This is a genomic window from Cetobacterium sp. ZOR0034, assembly GCF_000799075.1.
In the GTDB taxonomy this organism is placed as follows: domain Bacteria; phylum Fusobacteriota; class Fusobacteriia; order Fusobacteriales; family Fusobacteriaceae; genus Cetobacterium_A.
In genome coordinates this window covers 1-17,771 of record NZ_JTLI01000023.1, presented here as the reverse complement: position 1 = coordinate 17,771, position 17,771 = coordinate 1, and the positions used below count along the sequence as shown (strand labels likewise).

15 protein-coding genes are annotated in these 17,771 nt (G+C 31.6%); 1 reads left to right on the top strand and 14 read right to left on the bottom strand.

The window, feature by feature from the left end:
* Positions 1 to 75 precede the first annotated feature (75 nt).
* From argS to L992_RS05990, 14 genes are all read right to left on the bottom strand, one after another.
* A complete protein-coding gene (gene argS / locus L992_RS06055) occupies positions 76 to 1,788 on the bottom strand; it encodes an arginine--tRNA ligase (protein WP_047382438.1) in 1,713 nt (570 codons plus the stop codon).
* 324 nt (positions 1,789 to 2,112) lie between these two features.
* Complete coding sequence (aspS, locus tag L992_RS06050; protein ID WP_047382440.1) at positions 2,113 to 3,897, bottom strand: aspartate--tRNA ligase; 1,785 nt, start codon at positions 3,895 to 3,897, stop codon at positions 2,113 to 2,115.
* A gap of 17 nt (positions 3,898 to 3,914) precedes the next feature.
* The gene (gene hisS / locus L992_RS06045) at positions 3,915 to 5,156 is read right to left on the bottom strand and encodes a histidine--tRNA ligase (protein ID WP_047382441.1); all 1,242 of its coding nucleotides are present in this window, start codon (positions 5,154 to 5,156) and stop codon (positions 3,915 to 3,917) included.
* Positions 5,157 to 5,169: 13 nt separating this feature from the next.
* Positions 5,170 to 6,399 carry a replication-associated recombination protein A gene (locus L992_RS06040; protein WP_047382445.1) on the bottom strand — a complete coding sequence of 410 codons (1,230 nt, stop codon included), beginning with the start codon at positions 6,397 to 6,399 and terminating at the stop codon, positions 5,170 to 5,172.
* Positions 6,400 to 6,468: 69 nt separating this feature from the next.
* Positions 6,469 to 6,693 carry a preprotein translocase subunit SecG gene (secG, locus tag L992_RS06035; protein ID WP_047382446.1) on the bottom strand — a complete coding sequence of 75 codons (225 nt, stop codon included), beginning with the start codon at positions 6,691 to 6,693 and terminating at the stop codon, positions 6,469 to 6,471.
* A gap of 77 nt (positions 6,694 to 6,770) precedes the next feature.
* Entirely contained in the window at positions 6,771 to 8,075 is a 1,305-nt protein-coding gene (locus tag L992_RS06030; RefSeq protein ID WP_047382448.1) for a PhoH family protein, read from the bottom strand.
* A gap of 4 nt (positions 8,076 to 8,079) precedes the next feature.
* A complete protein-coding gene (ruvA, locus tag L992_RS06025) occupies positions 8,080 to 8,679 on the bottom strand; it encodes a Holliday junction branch migration protein RuvA (RefSeq protein ID WP_047382449.1) in 600 nt (199 codons plus the stop codon).
* 3 nt (positions 8,680 to 8,682) lie between these two features.
* Complete coding sequence (gene uvrA, locus L992_RS06020) at positions 8,683 to 11,523, bottom strand: excinuclease ABC subunit UvrA (RefSeq protein WP_047382451.1); 2,841 nt, start codon at positions 11,521 to 11,523, stop codon at positions 8,683 to 8,685.
* A 51-nt stretch (positions 11,524 to 11,574) separates the two neighbouring features.
* A complete protein-coding gene (gene radC, locus L992_RS06015; protein WP_047382453.1) occupies positions 11,575 to 12,267 on the bottom strand; it encodes a DNA repair protein RadC in 693 nt (230 codons plus the stop codon).
* A 22-nt stretch (positions 12,268 to 12,289) separates the two neighbouring features.
* On the bottom strand, positions 12,290 to 13,339 hold the full coding sequence (gene cobT, locus L992_RS06010; RefSeq protein WP_047382454.1) for a nicotinate-nucleotide--dimethylbenzimidazole phosphoribosyltransferase: 1,050 nt from the start codon (positions 13,337 to 13,339) through the stop codon (positions 12,290 to 12,292).
* Position 13,340: 1 nt separating this feature from the next.
* The gene (locus tag L992_RS06005) at positions 13,341 to 13,928 is read right to left on the bottom strand and encodes a histidine phosphatase family protein (protein WP_047382455.1); all 588 of its coding nucleotides are present in this window, start codon (positions 13,926 to 13,928) and stop codon (positions 13,341 to 13,343) included.
* Positions 13,929 to 13,940: 12 nt separating this feature from the next.
* The gene (cobS, locus tag L992_RS06000) at positions 13,941 to 14,705 is read right to left on the bottom strand and encodes an adenosylcobinamide-GDP ribazoletransferase (RefSeq protein WP_047382456.1); all 765 of its coding nucleotides are present in this window, start codon (positions 14,703 to 14,705) and stop codon (positions 13,941 to 13,943) included.
* A 14-nt stretch (positions 14,706 to 14,719) separates the two neighbouring features.
* Complete coding sequence (gene cobU / locus L992_RS05995; protein ID WP_047382458.1) at positions 14,720 to 15,280, bottom strand: bifunctional adenosylcobinamide kinase/adenosylcobinamide-phosphate guanylyltransferase; 561 nt, start codon at positions 15,278 to 15,280, stop codon at positions 14,720 to 14,722.
* A gap of 107 nt (positions 15,281 to 15,387) precedes the next feature.
* The gene (locus L992_RS05990) at positions 15,388 to 15,936 is read right to left on the bottom strand and encodes a ferritin family protein (protein WP_047382460.1); all 549 of its coding nucleotides are present in this window, start codon (positions 15,934 to 15,936) and stop codon (positions 15,388 to 15,390) included.
* 263 nt (positions 15,937 to 16,199) lie between these two features.
* Between L992_RS05990 and L992_RS05985 the strand changes: the two genes are divergently transcribed.
* Entirely contained in the window at positions 16,200 to 17,699 is a 1,500-nt protein-coding gene (locus tag L992_RS05985) for a YifB family Mg chelatase-like AAA ATPase (protein ID WP_047395055.1), read from the top strand.
* Positions 17,700 to 17,771: the final 72 nt, after the last annotated feature.

Below are 17,771 nucleotides of genomic sequence, written 5' to 3'. Positions count from 1 at the left end.
TCTTATCTTTATACTATTTTTTTTATTAATTCTTTCAATAAAAAAACCAGCACAAAGTACTGGCTTTAATATTTATTACATTCTTTCTAAAGTTTCAATTCCTAAAAGGTTTAATCCCTCTTTTAAAACTGCAGCTGTTCTTTCAGCTAATAATAATCTCGAATAAAGAATTTCATCCTCTTGATTTAATATTGGACAAGCGTTGTAGAATCCATTGAACTTCTTCGACAATTCAAATAAGTAATCTGCAACTAGATTTGGTCTACAGCTATCTGCTGCTTTTAATATAACTGCTGGGAATTGAGTTAAGTGATGTGCTAATGTTCTTTCTGTTTTATCAGTAAATGTAACTGCTACATCCTCTCTTAAATCTTTTCCATTCTCTACTGCTCTTCTTAAAATAGATTTTATTCTAGCATAAGAGTATTGTAAGTATGGTGCTGTATTTCCTTCGAAACTCAGAATTTTATCCCACTCAAATATTACAGCTGTCTGTCTATTTTGAGATAAATCAGCATATTTTATAGCTCCAGTTCCAACAACTTCTGCTATATTATCTTTTTCCTCATCTGATAATTCAGGATTTTTTTCATTTACAATCTCTAAAGCTCTTCTTTTTCCTTCATCTAAAAGCTCTTCTAATCTGATTACATTTCCTTTTCTTGTTGAGAAAACTCCATCAGCAAATCTCATGATTCCAAACCATACGTGTTGCTTCTCTACATTCCATCCTAACATATCAGTTATTCTGAAGAATTGTCTGAAGTGATCTTGTTGTCTCTCATCAGTTACATAGATTAATTTATTTACATTATAGTTGCTTAATCTGAATTTTACTGTAGCTATATCTGATGTTGCATATAGGAAAGCTCCATCTCTTTTTTGAATAATACAAGGGTGTAACTTCTCCTCTTCTGGGAAGAATACAACTTTTGCACCTTGATCCTCTACTGCAATCTCTTTCTCTTCTAACTCTTTAACAACACCTGGCATTAAATCGTGATAGAATGATTCTCCATAGTAAGTATCAAAATTAATTCCCATTCTAGTATATAACTTTCCATACTCATCTAAAGATACTTTTATAAACTCTTGCCATAATCTGTAGTTCTCTTCATCTCCATCTTGAAGTTTCTTTAACTCTTCTCTAGCTTGATCTTCAAGTTCTGGATGCTCTTCACTTTGTCTAGTGAATTCAACATATACTCTTTCTAACTCTTCAATTGCATTTTCTTTGTAAGCTTCTGCATTTAACCAGTTTCTATATCCTATAATTAGCTTTCCAAATTGCGTTCCCCAGTCTCCAATGTGGTTGTCTGCAACAACATTGAATCCTAAATATTTATACATTCTTTTTATAGAATCACCTATTATAGTTGATCTTAAATGACCTATATGCATTCTTTTTGCGATATTTGGTGAAGAGTAATCAATTATTACATCTCCCTCTGTATTTAATCCTTTAAACTCATAGTTCTCTTTAGATATCTTCTTAACTAAATCTGCTAAGTATGAATCTTTTAAAAAGATATTTAAAAATCCTGGTCCAGCAATCTCAATTTTTTCAATAACATCATTTACAACTAAGTTATTTACTACATTTTCAGCAATCGCTCTTGGATTTCCTCCTATTATTTTCGAGTTCATCATTGCAAAGTTTGATTGGAAATCTCCAAATTTTTCATTTGTTGCAACAGTTATCTCTACTGGTTTTAACTCTTTATCTGAATACAAATTTTTTACTGTATCTAATAAAATTAACTCTATCTGTTTTTCAATAGTTAACATAATTTACTCCTTTTGTTGTGAAATAAAAAAAGGACCCGAAAGTCCTAAAAAAGAATAACTCCAGTCTACCGCCTTCCTTACGGTTTTGGTCGCCGTTTCATATACGTGGTAATCAGATAATGCCTATATACAGGGTCCGTGAAACAAGGGTTTCCGTGACGTATCTGAGTTATAGACAACAGAGCCAATCCCAATAGCGACCTTAGGCCCAAAACCTCCAGATAACAGCGAGTAGACCAGAAATATTTACTCTTAAGACAATTATATCACTTCTATATTATTTTTTCAATTAAAAAATCCTTTTGAATAGTATATTTTTTATAACTAAACTATTTCTGGATTATATGTTGAATCTAAATAAAGCTCTTCTAATTGTTTGTCATCAACTTTGCTTGGAGCTTCAGTCATCAGACATTGACCTTTATTTGTTTTAGGGAATGGTATTACGTCTCTTATAGATTGCTCTTTTAACATAACCATTAACCATCTATCGATTCCAAATGCTAATCCTCCATGAGGTGGTGCTCCATATTTAAATGCATCTACGAAGAATCCAAACTTATCTTGAGCTTCTTCTTTCGATAATCCTAGTTTTTCAAATACTTTACTTTGAATTTCTGGATTGAATATTCTAATTGATCCTCCACCAATTTCTGAACCATTTAATACTAAGTCATAAGAGTTTGTTCTTACTGCATCCATTTCTCCATCTAAGAACAGTTGCATATCCTCTTCTTTTATTGATGTGAACGGGTGATGTTGAGCCTTATATCTTTGCTCTTCTTCATCATACTCGAACATCGGGAAATCTACTACCCATAGGAATTTAAATTCATCATTATCAATTAATCCTAACTCTTTTCCTAATTTTAATCTAACTGCACCTAAAGCTCCGTAAACAACTTTTGCTCTATCTGCAACTATCATAATTACATCTCCAACTTTTGCTTCAGTTCTAGATATAATTGCTGCCATCTCTTCCTCTGTGAAGAATTTAGCGATTGGAGAGTTCACTCCCTCTTCTGTTAGCTTTATCCAAGCCATTCCTTTTGCACCAAAATATGTTTTTGCATAATCTTCGTACTCAGTTAATATCTTTCTAGAGAATTGCTCAGCTACACCAGGAGCTACTACAGCTTTAACTACTCCTCCAGCTTCTACTGCACTTTTGAATCCTTTGAATCCACAAGTTGCCATTATATCAGTTAAATCTTTTAATTCTACACCAAATCTTGTATCAGGTTTATCTGAACCAAATCTTTCCATAGCTTCTGCATATGGCATTCTTGGGAAATCATACTCAGCTGATTCTCCTGTTACATTTTTGAATACTCTTTTTGCTAATCCTTCAATCTCGTTCATTATATCTTTTTGCTCAATGAATGACATCTCGATATCTAATTGAGTAAATTCAGGTTGTCTATCCGCTCTTAAATCCTCATCTCTGAAACATTTAGCTATTTGGAAGTACTTTTCTACTCCTGAAATCATCAATAATTGCTTGAATAATTGAGGTGATTGAGGTAATGCATAGAAATCACCTGGATTTGTTCTACTTGGAACTAAGAAATCTCTTGCTCCTTCTGGTGTTGACTTAGTTAAGATTGGAGTATCTACATCTAAGAATCCTTTTTCATCCATATAGTTTCTTATAGACATAATCATTTTATGTCTCATTTTTAAATTTCTAGCCATATGTGTTCTTCTTAAATCTAAGTATCTATATTTTAATCTTATATTTTCACTTAAATTATCATCTCCAGAGATTTGGAATGGTAACACATCACAGTTATTTAAAACTTCTAATTCAGTTACAAAAACTTCGATATCTCCTGTTGGAATATTTGCATTCTTACTTTGTCTCTCTCTTACAACTCCAACTACTTTTATAACTGATTCATTTTTTAATTTTTGTGCTCTTTCTACAACAGCAACTTCAGCTACATCTGTATGGAATATTATTTGAGTTTTTCCCTCTCTATCTCTTAAATCGATAAAAGTTAACCCACCTAGGTCTCTTTTTGTATCAACCCATCCAGATAAAGTAACTGTTTCACCAATATTTGAAGCTCTTAATTCCCCTAAGTTATGAGTTCTATAATACGTCATCTCTTTTTCTCCTTCTATTATTTTAATATATTTTTTATATTTTCTATGCTAACTTCCTCTTGAGTTCTGTTAATGAAGTCTTTAAGCATTACAACACCTTTATTCATTTCATCTTCACCAATTATAATAACATTTTTTGCTCCAACTTTATCAGCCTTTTTCATATGAGCTTTCATTCCTTTTGAATTGTAATCAATTACAACCGATTTTCCAGCAATTCTTAAATCGTTTGCTATTTTGAAAGCACAATCCATTGTTGTTTCTCCTAACCAAGCGATATATACATCTAAATCTCTTCTTGGGAATTCATCTCCTAATAGCATCATTATTCTTTCAACACCAGCGGCAAATCCAAAAGCTGGAATCTCTTTATCTCCAAGTTGCTTTAAAAGATTATCATATCTTCCTCCACCTAAAACAGTTCCTTGTGATCCTAACTTATTCGTTACAATCTCATAAACTGTACTTGAATAGTAATCTAATCCTCTAACTAATCTTGGGTCCTCTTTATAATTAACACCAAAAATTGTTAAATATTTTTTTACTGTTTCATAGTGGTTTTTCTCTTCCTCTGTTAATGAATCTGTTATGATTGGTGCATCAGCTGTCAGCTCTTTACACTTGTCTACTTTACAATCTAAAACTCTCAAAGGATTTTTTTCCATTCTCATTCTACAATCGTCACATAACTCTTCTCTCATCGGCTCTAAGAAGTTTAATAGAGTTTCTCTATATTTAACTCTGCTCTCTTTTTCTCCAACTGAGTTTATTGTTACTTCTAAATCAGTTATTCCTATTTTACTTAAGAATGAGTATCCCATAGCTATTACTTCAGCATCTAAAATCGGTGAACTTTCTCCTAATACTTCAACACCTATTTGATTAAATTCCCTTTGTCTTCCCGCTTGAGGTCTTTCATATCTAAACATAGAACCAGCGTAGAAGTATCTTGAAACTTCCTCTTTTGCGTAAATTTTATTTTCTAAGTAACATCTAACAACTGCTGCTGTTCCTTCAGGTCTTAATGTTATACTTCTTTCTCCTCTATCTTGGAAAGTATACATCTCTTTTTCAACTATGTCAGTTCCCTCTCCTACTCCTCTTTTGAATAAATCTGTCTCTTCAAATATTGGAGTTTTTATCATAGAATACCCATAGTTTTCAAAAAATTGCTGAGCTGTTCTTGTTATATAGTCGTACTTTATTCCATTATCTCCATATATATCCTTAGTTCCTCTAACTGCTTTAATCAGTTTCATTTTATCACCTCAATTATTTTAATTTCCATAATTTTTCTAATTTCTCTTCAATCAACTTCTCATATCTATTGTTTCCAGGAATATAATATCTTTTTTTATGTTCTTTATATTTTTGATCAACAAAATTATTCGGATAATCGTGTGGATATTTATAACCAACTGCTCTATCCCCTATATGAATAGGTACTGGTTCTAAATCCCCATTTTCGATATCTTTTAGTGCTTTATCAATAGCTAAATAGCTACTATTACTTTTTGTCGATATAGCCAAATAGATTACTGCTTGAGATAAAATTATTCTTATTTCTGGCATTCCTATCCTTTCACTAGCATTCATAGCACTATTAGCTATTATCATTGCCTCTGGATTAGCCATTCCTATATCTTCACTTGCGTGAATACAAATTCTTCTTGCTATGTATCTTGGATCTTCTCCACCATGAAGAAGTCTTGCCAACCAATAAACAGCTGAATCTGGATCGCTGCCTCTTATGCTTTTTATCATGGCAGAAATAAGATTATATTTATCCTCTTCTTTATGATAAGAAGCTCTTCTTTCTCTAAAAAGATCTATAATCTCTTTTTCACTGTAACCTGCACAACTACTTTTATAAAGTTCTAAATAGTTCAAAGCTATCCTACTATCACCTTGAGAGATATCTAAAATAACCTCTCTCACCTCTTTTGGAAGTTGAGATTCTAAAAGCTCTTCTCCTTTTTTTAAAATATTATTTATATTTTCTCTTGTAAGGGGCTTAAATTCAAATAATAAGCATCTTGATAAAAGTGCATTATTCAAACTATGATATGGATTTTCAGTAGTAGCTCCAACTAAAATCAGTATCCCCGACTCTGTATAAGAAAGTAGTGCATCTTGTTGGGTTTTATTAAATCTATGTATCTCATCCAAAAATAGAATTGTTCTTTTCCCATATAACTCGAGATTTCTTTTTGCTTTCTCAACTATTTCCCTCAAATCATTTAAACTTGCTATTGTAGCATTTAAAGTTTCAAAGTTATAATCTAACTCTCTTGAAATTATCTCTCCTAAAGAACTTTTTCCACAACCTGATGGTCCATACAAAATCATATTAGAAAGATTTTTTCCCTCTATTATTTTTCTAAGAACACCATTTTGACCTAAAATCTTCTCTTGACCTTGAAACTCATTCAACTTTTTAGGTCTTAAACGAGCTGATAGAGGTTTTGCTTTTTCAAAATTTCCACCAAATATACTTTGCATCTAATCACAACCTATTTTTTAAAATAAAAAAGCGTATTGTGTACCCCAACACGCCTTTAACTCTTTTAACTATTTTACTAGATACAGAAGAAGTGCTGAAAGTATGAATAAAAATGCGACTACTTCAGTTGCTCTGGCTAGTGGTCCTCCGTCTTTTGAAACTCCAAATACTGTATTTGAACCTCCCATTCCCATGCTTCCTGACATTCCATGACTTCTATCTGGCTGTACAAGAACTAGTACTATTAAAGCTACAGCAAATATGAATAAAAATATTGTTAAAACTGCTTCCATAACTTTACTCCTCCCAAGTTTCGTCTTCTATCTTATACAATATTATAATATATATATTCATAAAATAAAAGAAAAAATTATAGAAGTTTTGCAGCTAATTCAGCTAAAGCTGAACGTTCACCTTTTTTTAGAGTTACATGTCCTACAATGCCTTCGTTTTTTAATTTATCTGCTAAATATGTCAACCCATTTGTATCTGCATCCAAGTACGGACTATCAATCTGGTCTGGGTCTCCTGTAAGAACAATTTTTGTATTTTCTCCAGCTCTAGTTATTATTGTTTTTACCTCTAGTGGTGTTAAGTTTTGAGCTTCATCTATTATTACATATCCATTCGGAATACTTCTTCCTCTTATATATGTCAAGGCTTCTATTTTTAACAATCCCATAGTTTGAAGACCTAAAATAACTTTTTCACCTGTTTTTTCTCCTTTTTCACCTGCTAAATAATCTATATTATCATATATAGGTTGCATCCAAGGTCTTAATTTCTCCTCTTCACTTCCAGGAAGATATCCTAAATCTTTCCCCATTGGTATTATAGGTCTTGCGATTAAGAGTTTCTTATACTTTCCTCTTTCTACAACCTGCTCAAGTCCTGCAGCAATAGCTAAGAGTGTCTTTCCTGTTCCAGCCTTTCCAACTAAAGTTACAACTCTTATATTTTCATCCATCAAAAGTTCCATAGCATATTCTTGTTCATCATTTCTAGCTCTTGCTCCCCAAGCTGAAATTTGTCCCTCTAAATTTCTTCTAATTTTTCCACCAATATATCTTCCAGAAGTTTTTTCATCACCACATTTAAATCTCACAAACATATTTTCAGTAAAATGATATCCTTCTCCTAATTCCCAAACATTTATCTTTCCAGCTTTATCAAATTTTGTATATATATCTCTTGGAACTTCAATTTCTACATAACCATCATCTAAAGTTGTATAATCCGTTCTATCAGTTTCATAATCTTGAACCTCTACACCTAAGGAGTCCGCTTTTATCCTCATATTTATATCTTTTGTTATCAAAACCACTTTCATATCTGGATTTTTATTTTTAATTCCTAAAGTTGCCGATATTATCATATTATCTACGGAATCTCTTTTTAAAGCTAGCGGTAATAGTTCTAAATCGTTCTCAATCTCTACTTTGAAAAAAATCCCTTTCTCTAGATTAACACCTTTTGCTATACACCCTTTTTTTCTTATTGCATCTAATTCTCTTGCTGCTAATCTAGCTTGAATAGCTGTTGTACTATTTCTTTTTAGATGGTCTATCTCTTCAATAACAAAAATTGGAACAATAACTTCATTATCCTCAAAACTGTATATACTTCTGTGGTCATGTATTAAAACATTTGTGTCTAGAACATAGATTTTTCTCATAAAATCATCCCCTTAACTGAATTTTTTTAAGAACTCCTTTTATTGCATCTTCTAAAGTCGAATATCCATTTAACTCATCTTTACTCACCAGAGAATCTATTTCCTTTTTACTATATCCTAAAGACTCTAAGGCCATATACAGCTCATCTTCTATTGCACTATTCAGTATATCTCCTGATGGATCTTCCATCGCCATCAAGTTTAAAGTTTTGATTTTATTATTTAAATCTATTATTATTTGTTTTGATTTTTTCTCTCCTAATTTTGGAACTCTTTTTAAAGTTTTAAAATCTTCAGTTAATACAATCTCTCTTATATTATCAATTGAAAATGTAGACATTATTGATAAAGCTAAAGACAACCCTATCCCACTTATACCTATTAACATTTCGAATAACACTCTTTCTCTTTCCTGTAAAAATCCAACTAACTTAAAAGCATCCTCTTTTATTACATTGTATATATATAACTCTCTTTTATCTCCAATTTGTACTTCATCATATGTTTTTAAAGTTATATATACTCTATAGCCTACGCCGTTTACATCTATTCCTAAATATTCTGGTTTTTTTATTTTTACTACTCCGTTTAAGTATTCAAACATTCTTTATCTCTCTCCCTTTAACACTTTTTTTAAGTATTTACTTGTATATCCTTTTTTTGAAGCTGCAACCTTCTCTGGTGTTCCAGTCAAGATAACTTTTCCTCCACCATCTCCACCTTCAGGTCCTATATCAATTATGTAATCTGCATTTTTTATAACATCTAAATTATGTTCAATTATTATTACTGTATTACCTTTTTCCACAAGTCTATTTATAACTTCTAATAATTTTCTTATATCTTCAAAGTGTAATCCAGTTGTAGGTTCATCTAAGATATAAACAGTTTTTCCTTTTGATACTTTTGCTAACTCACTAGCTAATTTTATTCTCTGAGCTTCTCCTCCAGATAAAGTTGTTGCTGGTTGACCCAACTTTATATAATCTAATCCTACATCAACTAATACTTTCAATTTTCTTTCTAATGTCGGTATATTTTGGAAAAACTCATAAGCTTCTCCAACACTCATATCTAAAACATCTGATATATTTTTTCCTTTGTAATAAACTTCTAAAGTTTCTCTATTATATCGCTTTCCTCTACAAACCTCACACTCAACATAAACATCTGGTAAGAAGTTCATCTCTATCTTTATGATTCCAGCTCCTTGACAAGCTTCACATCTTCCACCTTTCACATTAAATGAAAAACGTCCTTTACTGTAGCCCTTCGACTTAGCATCTTTTGTTTGTGAGAATATATCTCTTATATCATCAAAAACTTTTGTATATGTGGCTGGATTAGAACGAGGAGTTCTTCCTATCGGACTTTGATCTATATCTATAACTTTTTCAAGTTTTTCAATTCCTTCAATTGAGTCATACTCTAAAGGATATAGCTTTCCACTATTTAATTTATTAAACAAGACAGGGTATAAAGTTTGATTTATTAAAGTTGACTTTCCACTTCCACTAACTCCTGTTACCACAGTTAAAACTCCCAGAGGAATGTCCACATCAACATTTTTTAAATTATTTCCCTTTGCTCCTTTTAATTTTATGAACTCTTCACTAACTCTTCTCTCTGATGGTATTGGAATCCCTATCTCTCCTTTTAAAAACTTTCCTGTCATTGATCTTTCATTTTTCATAACCTCGTCTGGTGTTCCTGCAGCTACAATCTCTCCTCCAAAAACTCCGGCTCCTGGACCCATATCTAATATGTAATCAGCTTGATACATTGTATCTTCATCATGCTCTACAACAATCAATGTATTCCCTAGCTCTTTTAATCTATTTAAAGTAGCTAAAAGTTTATCATTATCCCTTTGATGTAATCCAATACTCGGTTCATCTAAAACATACAACACTCCTGTAAGACCAGATCCAATCTGAGTTGCTAGTCTTATTCTTTGTGATTCTCCACCAGATAATGTTTTTGTTTCTCTTGCCAAACTCAGATAATCCAATCCCACATTTATCATAAATGACAATCTTTCTTTGATTTCTTTTAAAATCTCTGCTGCAATCTGTCTCTCTTTTTCTGTTAGCTCTATTGTTTCAAAAAATTTAAGTGCTTCTTTTATACTTAATTCAGTTATCTCTATTATATTTTTTTTATAAACTGTTACAGCTAAAACTTCAGGTTTTAATCTTTTCCCATTACAAACTTTACAGATTTTATCAATCATAAATCTATTTTCAATCTCTTCTCTTGAACTTTCAGAAAATGATTCATTATATCTTCTCTCTAAGTTTTTCACTATTCCTTCAAACTCTTTCTCTCCATGGAAACTAAACTCTTTAGAATCATAATCAACTCTAAATTTCTCTCCATTAGTTCCATAAAATATAATATCCATCTCTTTTTTTGTTAACTCTTTTACTGGTTTATCTAAATCAATCTTATATTTTCTGGCCATTGATTCAAAAATTGTCCAAGTATAACCTTTTTTAGCAGAAGCCGCTCCAGGAATATATATCCCTCCCTTCAATATAGAGAGATTCTCATCCTCTAGCAATCTACTTTCATCTATTTCTAATTTCTTTCCAATCCCTTTACACTCTGGACACGCACCAAACGGAGCATTAAAAGAAAATAGTCTGGGATTCAAATCCGGAATGCTTACGTCTTCATGATCTGGACATGAAAAATTTTCACTATATAGCTGTTCTCCATCAGACCAATTTATAATAATTTTTCCTTCCGATAACTCTATTGCTTGCTCAATACTTTCAGTCAAACGCGATTTAAAATCTTTATCTTCCTTATCTACAACTAATCTATCAACAACCACTTCAATGTTATGTTTTTTATTTTTATCTAAATTTATTTCTTCTTCAATATATAAAATTTCTCCATTTACTCTTGCTCTTACAAATCCTTTCTTTACCAAATTTAAAAAAAGATTTTTATGAGTTCCTTTCTTGTCCTTTATAACTGGACTCAAAAGCATCAATCTCTCTCCGTTTTGAAATTTCTCGTAAACATTCTCTACAATTTCATCTACACTTTGTCTTTCAACTAATTTATTACATACAGGACAATGAGCCTTTCCTATATGAGCAAATAGCAATCTCATATAATCGTATATCTCTGTTACTGTTCCTACTGTTGATCTTGGATTTTTATTTGTTGTTTTTTGTTCAATTGATATCGCTGGAGCTAACCCCTCTATACTATCTACCTCTGGTTTTTTCATCTGTCCTATAAATTGTCTTGCATAAGCTGACAGACTTTCAACATATCTTCTTTGGCCCTCAGAATAAATTGTATCAAAAGCTAAAGATGATTTTCCACTTCCACTAACTCCTGTTACAACAACAAATTTATATTTTGGAATCTCTATATCAAAATTTTTCAAGTTATGCTCTCTAGCTCCCTTTATAACTATTTTATCTAACACTTCTACTCCTCCTTTGAAAAAACCCTCTTAAAAAATTTAAGAGGGTCGAATTTAATAATATTCAATTAATCCATTATCATAAAAACTAAAATAGGATTCATCACTCACTATAATATGATCTAGTAATTTTATGTCCACTTTTTCTAATAATTCCTGCATCTCTAATGTCAATTCTATATCTTTTTTAGATGGTGTTAAATTTCCACTTGGATGATTATGAGCAAATATTACACCCTTAGCTCTATTATGTATCGCTCTTTCTACAATCTTCCTTGGATATACAACACTTCTATCTATGGTTCCTTTAAACAGAATTTCATCTGCAACAATTTTATTATCGCTACTCAAGTATATAACTTTGAACTCTTCACTTTTCAAGGATCCTACATCATCTTTTAAATAATTTATAAGATCTGTTTTTCCTTTTAAAGTTTTAAAATCTGCTGATTGTATATTTTTAAAATAATGATTCGACATTATATCTCCAATCACTTTTAAATATAATGCCGTCTCTGTTCCAACACCTTCAATATCTTTCAGATCATTTATCTCTGCTTTTATAACTGTATCTATTGTTTTAAATTTTGCTAATAAATTTTTAGCTATTCCTTTGCAATCCTTCAATTTGATTGAATATGTCAAAATCAACTCTAATATCTCGTAATCCTCTAATCCTTTATAACCAACTCTTAAATATTTCTCTCGTAATCTCTTTCGGTGTCCTTGCATTTGTTCTTTTTCCAAGACAACCACCCCTTATTAGAAATTATTGAAACAAGTCATAAACCTCATCTTTTGTTTTCATAACTTTTGGAATATTCATTGCTGCTTTTAAAATTGGATAAGCTAAAACCGCTCCGGTTCCTTCACCTAAACGCATCTGCATATCTAAAAATGGTTTTAACTCTAAAGCATTCATAACAACCTTCATTCCAGGTTCTTCACTCATGTGAGTCGCTATTAGGTATCCCTTTACTTTAGGCTCGATTCTTGTAGCTACTAAAGCTGCAACACCTGAAATAAATCCATCAATCAACATAGGTTTTCTTTCTAAGGCGGCTCCTAAGTATAATCCAACCATACAAGCTATATCTAACCCACCTACACATCTTAAAACTTCTAGCGCTTCTTTATTAAACAAATCATATTTCTCTACTGAAGTTTTTATTATATCTTTTTTTCTTTTTAGTCCTTCGTCTGAAAGACCAGCACCACATCCAACAACTTTTTCGATATTTTCTTTTGTTAAAGCGTATAAAATTGCTGAACTAGTAGTGGTATTCGCAATTCCCATCTCTCCGTTTGAGAAAAAATCATACTCTTTCTTATTTTTTATCATCTCCACACCAACTTCAATGGCCTTTATTACTTCCTCAATACTCATAGCTGGTTCTTGAACGAAATTTTTTGTGCCATACGCAACTTTTTTCAAATAAAGGTGCTTATATTCTCTTGAAATATCTCCTTTTATTCCTACATCAATCAAATTAAGAGGAATATCTAAGCTTTGACATAAAATACCTATAGCTGCAAACGAGTTTAACATAGCCTCTGAAACAATTTTTGTATATTCCAAAGGGCATGATGATACTCCCTCCTCTATAACTCCATTATCAGCTGAAGCTATAAAGTGACATCCCCTCTCCAACGTGTTTAATGGTTTACCTGTTATTCCTGCTACCGTTACTGCTAGATCCTCTAAGATACCCAAGCTTTTTTGCGGTTTCATCCTAGTATCTAGTATATCTTTACATAACCTCATGGCCTCTACATCTATTTCTTTAATCTCTTTCTGAACTTTTATTAATCTCTTCAATTTATCCCCCTATGTTGAATCCTTTTAATATCGGATATCCATCAGAAAACTCAATTATAACTACTCCTGCATTTTTTACACTAAACTTCCAATATGCATCCAATCCATTTGAAAAATAATGACTTAAAATGGTATTTATAATACCCCAATGAGTAACTAAAACTGTATCTTCATCTAAATTAACTTTTTTATCTATAAAATTTATTGCTCTATTTTGAAGCTCTACAACACTTTCCCCAGTTATGTAATTATAATTTTCCCAACTTTTCTGGCTTTTTTCCAACTCTTCAGGATACTTTTCTAAAAGCTCCTCATAGGTATGTCCCTCAAAAATTCCAAAGTTTAACTCTCTTAAATCTTCATCTACAAAGATTTTTAATTCTTTAGAATTTATTATTTCTGCTGTATCTAAAGCTCTTTTTAAATCACTTGAATAAATTTTATGATAATTAATCTCTTTTAGTATATCTCTCGTTTTTTTAGCTTGTTCTTTTCCCTCTTCTGTAAGTCCTGGGTTTAAAACTCCGTAATAAACACCCTTTACATTGAGTTCTGATTCACCATGTCTAACTAAAATAACTTTTCCCATAAATTTCTCCTCTTATAAAAAGATATACATTAAAACTAGTGATAAAACAGACGATAATTCTAATAACGCTCCTAATGTATCACCTGTTATCCCACCTATTTTTCTTGTCATCAGCTTTCCAAAGAAAAATCCACTAACTCCTAAAATATTTAATATCAAAAATAAATTCAAGAACGGTAATCCAAAATATTGCGCTACTAAATACAATATACCTGTTACTACCGTATATGCTATCGCTGCTCCCGCTTTATCTGTATTTTCAACAAAAGTCTTTCCCATACCTGTTGGTCTTGCATATGGTTCGAAAGCACAATTTATAACTCCATTTATTCTAGATAAGATTGGAACTATCAACATTATAACCCCTTGACTTACTCCAAATAACTCTGAAGTTTCTACTAAAAATGCTATTTTAAAAATAAAGTAAAGAACTAAAACTAAAACTCCATTTGTTCCAACTCTTGAATCTTTCATTATCTCTAGCATTTTTTGTTTACTTCTATAACTAAATATCCCATCAAAAGTATCAGCTAAACCATCCAAATGTAAGCCACCTGTTATTATTACATCTAATGTCACTAATATTATTCCCATTAAAATAGGTGATGGAATAATCGTTTCTAATAATGCTGCAACAACAAAGTTTATAATTCCTATTACTAAACCTACTATTGGAAACCATTTCATTGAATTTCCTAAGGCTTTTGAATCAAATTTATTTCCTCCCGGAAATGGTAATCTTGTCATAAATTTAAAAAGTAAAGCTAATCCGTTCATTTTTTCCTCCAACTCTATTTTAATTTTAATTCTAACCCAGAAACTATTAAGTAAGCTTCGTGGCTTTCTTTTGCTACTAATTGATTTATTCGTCCTCCAATATCTCTAAAATATCTTCCTAATGCATACGGAGGAACTAAACCCATCCCGACTTCATTTGAAACAACCACCATATCTAAAGAACTTTCTTTTATAAAATCAACTAAATTTTGTACCTCAGTTTTAATCTCATCTTCAATAACTCTTAACTCATCTTGAGTGATACTATCCCAGTCTATTTCTCTATCCATAATCATATTATTAGTTACCATATTAGTTAAACAATCTAATAGTACAACTCCTGATAATTTTTTATACTCTGATAATGTCTCACATATATTTTTGTATCCCTCTATTGTTATCCAGTCTTCTCCCCTTTGAATCTTATGAAGACGAACTCGTTCTTTCATCTCATCATCAAATGATATGGCTGTCGCAACATATATTTTTTCTTTTTGCATTTCTAAGACTTTCTTTTCTGCAAAAGAGCTTTTTCCACTTCTAGCTCCTCCAGTTACATATATTATTTTCCCCACTTATATCACCCTTATCCTATAATACTTTAATAGTATCACAATATAATCAAAACTTCAATAAACGAAAAAGAGTGCTTGAATAGTTCAAACACTCTACTTTTTATCTATTATTTTTGGAAATGTCTTTCTAATAATCCTAAGAAAGCTCTTCCATGTCTAGCTTCATCTTTAGCCATTTCATGAACTGTATCGTGAATAGCATCGAATCCTAATTGCTTTGCTCTTTTAGCAATATCGAACTTCCCTGAAGTTGCTCCATATTCAGCTTCTACTCTTCTCTTTAAGTTCTCTTCTGTAGAATCAGTTACTACTTCTCCTAATAATTCAGCGAATCTTGCAGCATGTCCAGCTTCTTCAAAAGCGATTCTTGTATAAGCTTCTGCTACTTCTGGATATCCTTCTCTATCTGCAACTCTAGCCATTGCTAAGTACATCCCAACTTCCATACATTCTCCGTTGAAGTTTGCTCTTAATCCTTCAATGATTTCTTCATCTCCGCAAGCTAATCCCTCTCCAACTTTGTGCTCAGTTGCCCATACTCTTGCTCCTGACTCATCAAATGGAACACACTTATCTAATCCTACTTTACATAAAGGGCAAGTTCCTAAAGCCTCTTCAAATACTTCTCCACATACTGTACATTTTACTTTTGCCATTTTTAATCCTCCTCGATTTTCTCTTATCTATATCTTTTTCTTTTTAAATTTGTTTTAATTTCTTTTTTGTAATTATTACAATTTTGTTCACAAAGATAATATACACCTTTTTCGTAAATATGTCAAACCTTTTTTTACTTTTTTTGTATAAAAAAAGAAAATTAAAAATTATCAGTAAATACATAAAGAACTTTTATAATAACTACCTACTATATTTAAAACTTTAATCTTAAAAGTATTTGATAAATAAAGGGAGGAACTTTATGTTAGTTAGGGTTTTGAGTTCGAGCTATCTTGGAATTGAACCTTTTTTAGTAGAGGTTGAGGTCGATGTAACGAATGGTTTGCCTATTTTTAATATCGTTGGATTAGGTGATGCTACGATTTCAGAAAGTAGAGATCGTATTCGTTCTGGAATTAAGAATATGGGATATCTTTTAGAACCTCGAAGAATTGTTGTAAATTTAACCCCTGCAAATATTAGAAAAAGAGGATCACATTTCGATTTACCCATAGCTATCGGTATTATGATCGGAATGAGGTTTATTTCTGACTACACTGGAATTTTACGAGATTATATTATGATGGGAGAGTTATCTTTGACTGGTGAAATCAGACGTGCTGATGGTATTATTAGTGGTGTTTTACTAGCTAAAAGTAAAGGTTTTAAAGGTGTGATTATACCCGAAGAAAATTTGGAGGAAGCTTCTATCATAAAAGATATCGAGATAGTTCCCGTAAAGAATTTAAGAGATGTTGTTAAGTTTATTGAGGAAGGGATTATCAGAAGCAAGAGAGTTATAAACACCTCTAAGTTTTCAGAAAATCTACTTGATATGTGGGATGTAAAAGGCCAAATCAGAGCAAAAAGAGCTCTAGAAATTGTTGCTGCTGGAGGACATAATATTATTATGATTGGGGCTCCTGGAAGTGGAAAGTCTATGCTTGCTAAAAGATTGACGACCATTTTACCTCCTATGTCCGAGAAAGAGATTATAGAAACTACTAAAATCTATAGCATTGCTGGGGAATTAAGTGAAAGGGTTCCTATCGTTACCAATCGACCATTCCGTGACCCACATCATACCTCAACAGCAACTTCTATAATTGGTGGTGGGCGAACTCCTAAACCAGGCGAGATTAGTCTTGCAAATAATGGAGTACTTTTTTTAGATGAATTTACAGAATTTGATCGAATCGTAATTGAGAGTTTAAGAGAACCCCTTGAAGAAAAACGAATATCAATAACTAGAAGTTTAGGAAAAATGGAATTCCCTGCAAAAATTATATTTGTTGCGGCCTGTAATCCATGCTTCTGTGGTCTTGGATTTGATGAAGAACTATGCACCTGTACTCCATATGATTTAAGAAGATATTCTAAAAAACTATCCGGACCTATTATAGACAGAATAGATTTATACGTTGAAATATATAGATTAAATGATAAAGAGATTTTAGATGAAGAAAGAGGCGACTCTTCAAAAGTTATTAAAGAGCGAGTTATTCGTGCTCGAGAAATACAAAACTTAAGATTTTCCGGAAATAAATTAAATCGCGATATGAATAATTTTGAAGTAGAAAAATTTTGTACTCTAGATAAAGAGTGTGAAAATATTATTAGAACTGCTATCAGAAGTTTAAATCTATCTATGCGAACTTATCATAAAATATTAAAAGTAGCTCGAACCATTGCCGATTTAGATAATGCGATCAACATTGAAAAAAATCATTTATTAGAAGCTATCAATTTTAGAAAAAATTAGGGAGTATACCAAATTTAGTGTAAATTAACTTCTTAGCTATCAAATTTTAAATGTCCAAATAGGCTATCTTAA